6 protein-coding genes are annotated in these 8,110 nt (G+C 66.7%); 1 reads left to right on the forward strand and 5 read right to left on the reverse strand.

The features are described from left to right. Positions 1-58 precede the first annotated feature (58 nt). The 5 genes from RHOSA_RS0114665 to RHOSA_RS22765 form a co-directional block, all read right to left on the reverse strand. A complete protein-coding gene (locus tag RHOSA_RS0114665; RefSeq protein WP_027289263.1) occupies positions 59-1,288 on the reverse strand; it encodes a geranylgeranyl diphosphate reductase in 1,230 nt (409 codons plus the stop codon). After that, positions 1,288-2,664, reverse strand: coding sequence for a BCD family MFS transporter (locus RHOSA_RS0114670; protein WP_051432179.1), 1,377 nt, complete (start codon positions 2,662-2,664; stop codon positions 1,288-1,290). The genes RHOSA_RS0114665 and RHOSA_RS0114670 overlap by 1 nt, the downstream gene beginning before the upstream one ends. Continuing rightward, positions 2,664-3,569, reverse strand: a complete 906-nt coding sequence (gene chlG, locus RHOSA_RS0114675) for a chlorophyll synthase ChlG (protein ID WP_037256434.1) — start codon at positions 3,567-3,569, stop codon at positions 2,664-2,666. The genes RHOSA_RS0114670 and chlG overlap by 1 nt, the downstream gene beginning before the upstream one ends. Before the next feature lie 190 nt (positions 3,570-3,759). Continuing rightward, the gene (gene ppsR, locus RHOSA_RS0114680; RefSeq protein WP_027289266.1) at positions 3,760-5,193 is read right to left on the reverse strand and encodes a transcriptional regulator PpsR; all 1,434 of its coding nucleotides are present in this window, start codon (positions 5,191-5,193) and stop codon (positions 3,760-3,762) included. A 62-nt stretch (positions 5,194-5,255) separates the two neighbouring features. Next, the gene (locus RHOSA_RS22765) at positions 5,256-6,215 is read right to left on the reverse strand and encodes a cobalamin B12-binding domain-containing protein (RefSeq protein WP_169816635.1); all 960 of its coding nucleotides are present in this window, start codon (positions 6,213-6,215) and stop codon (positions 5,256-5,258) included. Positions 6,216-6,532: 317 nt separating this feature from the next. Here RHOSA_RS22765 and bchF point away from each other — a divergent pair, with 317 nt between their 5' ends. Continuing rightward, entirely contained in the window at positions 6,533-7,090 is a 558-nt protein-coding gene (gene bchF, locus RHOSA_RS0114690; RefSeq protein ID WP_081728743.1) for a 2-vinyl bacteriochlorophyllide hydratase, read from the forward strand. Positions 7,091-8,110: the final 1,020 nt, after the last annotated feature.

The raw sequence follows: 8,110 nt of genomic DNA on the forward strand, positions 1-8,110 counted from the left end.
TTTCCTATCCGGTTTCAAAGACCGGCGGCGAACCGGCCCGCGCGCCTGAACCGTTGGTTCAAACCGGCGCCACCCCCGTCAGGTGGAAGATGTTCTTCCAGAAGATGCGCGCGTGGGCGAGCGGCTCTGCCTTGACCAGTTCCTTGTTCATGTAGGCGTCCCAAGTCAGGCGCTGCACGTCCCGGTCCTGGCAGATCCGAACGAAACGCTCGCGCCGCCGGTCCGTCGTGTACCAGTAGCGCTGCATCATCCCGAGAATCCAAAAGACCTGCCCGTGCGTCTTCATAAAGCGCTTGCGTGCACCCGCCAGGGCCTTGGCGTCAGCGGCGGCAAGCGCTTCGTGCACCGCGTCGGCAGCGTACTCGCCGGTCAGCATGGCGTAGTAGATCCCCTCGCCGCTCGCCGGCGCCACCACGCCCGCAGCGTCGCCCGCCAGCAGCACGTCGCGACCGTTGTCCCACTTCTTCATCGGCATCAGCGGCAGCGGCGCACCTTCCCGGCGGACCGTCTCGGCCTCCGCCAGGCCGCTCTTGCGCCGCAAGTCAGCCGTCGCCCCGCGCAAAGAGAAGCCCTTGTGTGCCGTCCCCATCCCGACCGAGGTGCACGGCCCGTGCGGGAACACCCAGCCGTAAAAATCGGGCGAGATGTCGCCCTGGTAATAGACATCGCACCGCCCGGGATCGTAACCGCCGGTCGCCGGCGCCGGGGTGCCGGCATCAGGCGAGCGGACGATCTCGTGGTAGGCGAAGACATAGGGCACCTGGTCACCGTCCGGCAGCTCGCTTTGCCGGATCTGGCTGTTCGCCCCGTCCGCGCCGATCACCATGCGGGCCCGCACCTGCACTTCCGGCGCATTGCGGCCGGCGTCGGCGCCCATCGGGCGGTAGCGCAGCACCGGGACGCCGTCCTTGCCGCGCTCCAGGCCCTGGAAGGCCCCCTCGCGATAGGTCGCCCCCATCAGCGCGGCGCGGTTGCGCAGCCAGGGGTCGAAGTCCTTGCGGTCGACCATGCCGACAAAGCCGTCGTCGATCGGCATGTCGACAGTGCGCCCTTTGGGCGAGACCACCCGCGCACCGGCGACCTTGCAGACCAGCTGGGAGTCCGGAATGTTGAAATCGTTGATCGCCTTGGGCGGGATCGCGCCGCCGCACGGCTTGATCTTGCCGGGCTTGTCCAACAGCAGGACCTCGCGGCCTTCCTGCGCCAGGCGCTGGGCCGCGGTTGCGCCGGCCGGGCCACCACCGACGACGACACAATCGAAGCTTTCAGTCGTTGTATGCGTGCCCATCAGCTGCCCACTCCTGTTGCATAGCCTTCCGCCGCGGGCGACAGGCCGACCGTTCGGGACGCCGCCCCTGTCTTGTCGATCCGGGCGGCCAGCACGGCAGCGATCAGGAACAACGCTGCCTGGCTGGCAAAGACCGCCCCATACGCGACCGCCACCTGATCGGTAATCATGCGGGTGACATCGATCGCCACCGTGCCCAACAAACCGCCCAGGCCGAAGGCGACCGCCTGACTCGCGCCCCACAGCCCCATGCGCGTGCCCTCGCGCTGTTGCTGACCTTGGCCGGCCAGGCTCATCATCGAGCCGATCGCCGCCACCGCAAACGCGCCGTTCGCCGCGCCCAGGAACACCACGTTCGCCGTGAGGGGATAGGCCGGCCCGATCAGCCCGCCGACGACCAGCCCCAGCAGCGCAATCGCGGAGGCAATGCAGCCGCCGATCGCCCAGGTGCGCAGCGAGCCGATCTTGTTCTTCAGCACCATGCCCGACACGGCAACCAACAGCATCCCGACAAGGACGCCGCCGTGCTGCGTGCCGGAGAGCTGGGTCGACTGCCCGGGCGTCATCTCGAACACCGCGCCGGCGAACGGCTCCAGGATCAGGTCCTGGGCGCTGTAGGCCAACATCGAGACGAACACGAAGACGGTGAAGCGCCGGGCCTGCGTCTCCCCCCAGATCTGCTTGAACGCCTGCCAGAAGTGGCCCTTCTCCGCACGCTGGGCAGCGGCCGCCGCGGCCACCGGATCGCCGGGGCCTTCCAACCGCCAGACCGCAACCACGGTCAGCACGAAGGCAAACGCGCAGACGGTGCCGGTAACCACGACCAGCCGCAGATGGGAATAAGGGTCCAGGAACTGCCCGGCCGTCGTCGCGGTGACGACGAAGCCCGCGATCATCATGATCCAGACGGTCGCGGCCGCCGGCGCCCGACGCGTCGGGTCGACCCGCTTGGCCAACAGGGTCAGCAACGAGGTGCCGGAGGCGCCGACACCTGCACCGATCAGCGTGAACGCCAGCAGGCCGAGAGCCACCCCTGGCCAGGTGTGCACGCTCATCAGCGCGACCGCCGTCGCAGCGCCCAGCCCGCCCAGGGCGAGCACGGCCATGCCGCCGATGATCCAGGGCGTCCGCCGCTGCCCGACATCGGAGCCGTAGCCCATACGCGGACGCGACATCTGCACCGCATAATGCCAGCCGACCAGCAGCCCCGGCAGCACCGCCGGCAGCGCCAACTCGACCACCATGACCCGGTTCAGGGTCGACGTCGTCAGCACCACGATTGCCCCAAGGGCGGTCTGCACCAAGCCCAGGCGGATGATGCCGAGCCATCCCAGCATGCGGGGCGCCCCCGCCACTGCCTGCGTGACGTGCGCCATCACACAGCCTCCAGGAAAGAGCCGACCGCGAACGCGCTGATCATCATGCCGGAGACGTACAGCGTGGTGCCGGTGGCATTGTACCAAGGGGCGAAACGCTTGGGATCCTTCATCAGTCGGGCCATCAGGACGAACTGCGCCAGCAGCAGCGACGCCACCGCGCCGCCATAGTAAGGCCGGTCCCAGCTATAGAGCAGGACGATCACCACCACCTGCGGCAGCGCCATGACCGCGCACGACAGCCAAGCGGCCGCACGCGTCCCCATCACCGCGGGCAGGCTGCGCACCCCATGCTGGAGATCCCCCTCCACCGCCTTGAAGTCATTCAGCGTCATGATCCCGTGCGCCCCCACGGAATAGAGCACGGCCAGCGTGACGATCCGCCAGTCGGGGAAGGAGGCGGTCATGATCGCCGCGCCGGTAAACCAGGGGATCCCTTCGTAACAGACCGCGACCGTACCCGGCCCCCACCAGCCGCTGCGCTTCAGCCGCGCCGGCGGCGCGGAATAGAGCCAGGCCAACAGAAGCGCGATCAGCGCGGCGACGAAGCCCCAGATGCCGAGCACGGTGGCGACTGCGACCGACAGCGCTGTCCAGACAACCGCGAACCAGAAGGCGATGCTCCCGGGCACCCGGCCCGAGGGAATGGCGCGTTCGGGCTGGTTGATCGCGTCGACCTCACGGTCGTACCAATCGTTGACGATCTGACTGGTGCCGCAGACCAGCGGCCCCGCAACCAACACGCCCGCCAGGATCACCGGCCAATGCGTCAGGACCGGCTGCCCGGAGGACACAATGCCGCAGGCAAACGCCCACATCGGTGCAAACCAGGTGATGGGCTTCAGCAGCTCCACCAGTGCACCGGGCTGCGGTCTGTCAATACTCGGGGTCGCGGAATGGTCCATGTCAAGACGATACGGTTGACACACACAGGTGTCAATTTGGAATGACACTCCTATTCCCAGCCGAAAAGCTGACTCGGGCCAACCGCAATGCCCGGATGTCGTACCATCTTTCGCGTGAACCCCGCGCGCTCTCGAGCGTTCAAGGACGCTCATATATCGCAGGTGCCCGACGCCCCCTTAGGCGTGCTGGCTAGTCCCCCGCCTCGGGCTCCAGGTCGCCCAAACCGTAGCGGCGCAGCTTGACGTAGAGCGACTGCCGACTCAGCCCCAGCATTTCCGCGGCGGAAGCGCGGTTATCGCCGGTCAGTTCCAGGGCCGCCTCGATGCACAGGCGCTCCACCACGTCGGTGGTCTCGCGCACGATCTCCTTCAGGGGGACCCGACCGACAAGATCGGTGAGCTGCTCGACCGACCGGGGCAGTTCGCCCGACGCACGGCTGTCACCCGAACTCTGCGGCTGCTGTCCCTGGCTACGCCGGTCAACGTAACGGATCATCAAGCCGAAGCAGGGCTGCTCGCCGTTGACGACCTGTACGCCCGAAACCTCGACCTCGCTGCTCATGCCGTATTCGCCTTGCAGGACGGTGGCGAACAGCCGCACCGACCCATGTTCGCGCACATTGGCGACCAGCACGTTGAGATCCACCGCCGAGCGGCCCAGCCACCGCTCCAGCGGTTCGCCGCGCACCTGTTCCTCGGTGGCCAACTGAGCCATTTCCAGGAACGCGGAATTGGTGGCGATGATCCGCTGGTCCGGCCCGGTCAGGACGAATCCGTCCGGCGTGGTCTCAAGGATTTTGACGAACTTGCTGCGGGTCTTCGGCAACATGTCCGATTCGCCCTGTTCGGCGACCGGCGACAGCCGCACCAGGAAGAGCAGCGAGCGTTCATGGCGGAACAGAAAGGCGGAAACAAGGAACTCGCTGCCGTCCTCGCTGCTCTGCACCTGCACCTCTTCCGCACGGCCAACGCTGCGCACCCGTTCCAGCAGTTGCTGCAGCTCGGCTTTGCTGGTGCCATCGAACTTGTCGAAGAAGGCGCGTCCACCGGCGCCCTTGGTCCAGCCGAACCGGCGGTGGGCAGCCGGGTTGGCCTCGACCAGTTTGGTCGAGGCGGCATCCAGGATCACCACCGGTTCGCTGGTCATATCGAACAGCAGGCGGTAGCGCGTCTCGAAATCCCGCAGCCGGGCGTAGTCGCGCTCCAGCGACATCTGCACGTCGACCAGACGCTGCTGCAGCGTCGCGAAGGCGCGCATGTCCCGCCCGACGACGATCGTGCGATCCGAATCGAGCTGCTGCGCGTAGTAGATGATCGGGATGTCCGGTTTGCCCGGGGAGGGATGATTGACTTGGCGCCAGCGTTTGACCTGCCCCTGCTTGGCTTCCTCCAGCAGGTCCGAGATCTTCGGGCGGCTTTCCTTCGTCACCGTGTCCAGGAAGGCATGGCCCAGCCAGGCCTCAGAACCTTCCTGTGCGAGTTCGGCGCTGTTGAAGGCGACATCGCGGATCACCCCTTCGGCATCGACGATGAACGCGACATCTCCTGCCGCGGCGATCAGCGAGCCCATCGCCTCGGCGTTCAGATTCCCTAGCGATTCTTCGGGGGCTTTAAACTGCACCACGGTTCGCGTTGATCCTTCCACGACACTCAACAGCGGATGCCGCCCGCCAATCTCGTTTGCAATCAGCTAGGTCGGGACTGTGCCACCGACTCCAGCAATTTTTCGGCCTGCACGGCAGCGTCGCGGGCGTCCGTGGCGGTCGCGTCCGCGCCGACGCGCGCCACGACCTCCGGATGGTCAAGGACCAACGGCCCGCCAACCATGATACCGACCGATTTGTTACGCGATTCCTTTCGGATGCGTCGAATCCCTCGGGTAAGTTCGTCAAGATGACGGTCGCAGCTGATTGACAGCCCGACCACTGGGAACCATTGGTGCTGCACCATCGCCAGCATGTCGTCGCGCGACGACCAGGGCGCGCTCCAAACGTCCCAGCCGGAGCGGCGAAAGAACTCTCCGACCATCAGCAGTCCCATAGTGTGCTGTTCGCCCGGGGCCGGCAGCAGCAGGATCCGGCGCTGCTGCGACATGCTCAGCGAATGGCGATGAAAGTCGAAGCTGAGCTCGTGCATAGCATGTTGCAGCCGGCCCAGCCCAATCGTTACTTCCGTGAAATCGCACAGATCCGCAACCCATAGGTCACCCAGCCGCCGCGCGGTCGGGGCGAGCAGATCCAGGTACAAGGCCTCTTCGCTGGCGCCACGCTCGCGCAACTGATCCAGAAAGTTGAAGGCATCGGCCGTATCGCGCTTGAGAATCAGGCGAGAAAATTCGACCACGTCATCGGGCACGACGCCGCCGGGCTGGTTGTCGCCGATGCCGCGCGTATTTCCGGCCATTGCCGGCTCTTCGGGATAGAGGTCCGACAGTTTCTTGAGGGCATCCTCGGCGAGTTCGCAGGCCTGCGCGTCGGATTGCCGCGTCGAGCCCTGCTGCACACCGTCCAAGCCGATGATGCCAGAGCCGTCATCGTCGCTGAACGGCCCGCAACTCGCCTGTACGCTCAGAGAACGCGTACTACCGCCCCGGCGCCGTTGGGCATCCCACCGCCTGGGAGCCGGTGACTGCGGTACTGTATCCATGGCCGTCGCCCCTTCCCTTGTGGTGCGTTTACCGGGCGCGATACGGGCCTCCCTCGCCCTCTCGTTTTGGTCGCCCATCGACGCAGCCGACGCAACCCCACGCGGGTAAGGCCAGGGACCGTGAGCGTCAACGGCGCCTGACGCATTGAAACACAGAAGGTCGCACCGCCATTAAAACTTTTGTCGGGGGATATGTAAACCAGGCTGTACGTCTAGTTTGATTGACACCTGCGTCGGACGGTCGGTAGACTTCTCCCTATAGGGTCGCGGGTCGTTCTCGGAGCGAGCGACCGTGCGACCAGGAGGTGGAGGACCCGATGGCGAACGCCCGCACCACGCAGGCGACCGGATCACAGACTCCTGGCCCACAGACGTCCGGCCAGGCAACGAAGCTGCTTTACACCCCCGAGGAACGCCGGCGGCGTGACACGACGCGCTGGACTCTCGTGCAGGGCGTGCTGGCCCCCTTCCAATTCCTGGTATTCCTGGTCTCGCTCGTCCTGGTGTTGCGCTATCTCGCAACCGGCGAGGGGCTAGCGATCGCCACGGCGTCGATCGTGTTCAAGACACTGGTGCTCTACACGATCATGATCACGGGCGCGATCTGGGAAAAGGTCGTGTTCGGGCGCTATCTGTTCGTCCCCGCTTTCTTCTGGGAAGACGTCTTCTCTTCGGTCGTGTGCGGCCTGCACACCCTCTACGTGGTGATGCTGGTGATGGGTTGGGGAGATGCGTACGCCCAGATGCTGGTCGCCCTCGCCGCCTATGCGAGCTACGCGGTCAATGCCATCCAGTTCGTGCTTAAGCTGCGCGCCGCGCGCAAGCAGGAGGAAGCGATGGGGCTGCGCGCCACCGGGGCGGAGGCGTCGGCATGAGTATGTTGGACGACACCCCGGCCGAAACGCGCGCGCCAAGCCCAGACGCCTCGTCATCCGAGGGGTCTTTGAGTGGGTGCAGCGACGATTTGGTGCTCAAGGAGCGGGGTCAGCACGAGGTTTTTTGCGGTCTGACGGGGATCATCTGGCTGCACCGCAAGATCCAGGACGCATTTTTCCTGGTGGTGGGCTCGCGGACCTGCGCGCACCTGATCCAGTCGGCGGCGGGGGTGATGATCTTCGCCGAGCCGCGGTTTGCGACCGCGGTGATGGAGGAGGGCGACCTCGCGGGCATGAAGGACGCCAACGAGGAGCTGGACCGGGTGGTCGGCCAGGTGCTGGACCGCCGGCCGGACATCAAGCTGCTGTTCCTGGTCGGCTCGTGCCCGTCGGAGGTGATCAAGCTCGACTTGTCCAAGGCGGCCGAACGGCTGGGCAAGCAGTACGCGCCGGACGTGCGGATCCTGAACTACTCCGGCAGCGGCATCGAGACGACCTTCACCCAGGGCGAGGACAACTGCCTGGCGGCGCTGGTCCCGGACCTGCCGGCCCCGGCGCAGAGCGACCAGGCCGAGCTCCTGGTGGTCGGCTGCCTGGCGGACATCGTCGAGGACCAGCTCCAGCGCACCTTCGAGGCGCTGGGGATCGGCCCGGTGCGCTTCCTGCCGCCGCGCAGCGCCGAGGANCGGCCGCCGGTCGGCCGCAACACCCGCTATCTGCTGGCGCAGCCGTTCCTGGGCGAGACCGCCAAGGCGCTGGAGGCGCGCGGCGCCCGGCGGCTGGACGCGCCCTTCCCGCTGGGCGCGGAGGGCACGACCGCCTGGCTCAAGGCGGCCGCCGACCACTGGGGGGTCGACGCCGAGCGCTTCGAGACGGCGGTGGCGCCCGCCCGGCGGCGGGCCGAGACGGCCGTCGGCCACCTCCGGGACAAGCTGGCCGGCCAGCGGATCTTCTTCTTCCCGGACAGCCAGCTGGAGCTGCCGCTGGCGCGCTTCCTGGCGCGCGAGTGCGGCATGATCC

Source organism: Rhodovibrio salinarum DSM 9154, assembly GCF_000515255.1.
GTDB classification, from domain to species: Bacteria; Pseudomonadota; Alphaproteobacteria; order Kiloniellales; family Rhodovibrionaceae; genus Rhodovibrio; species Rhodovibrio salinarum.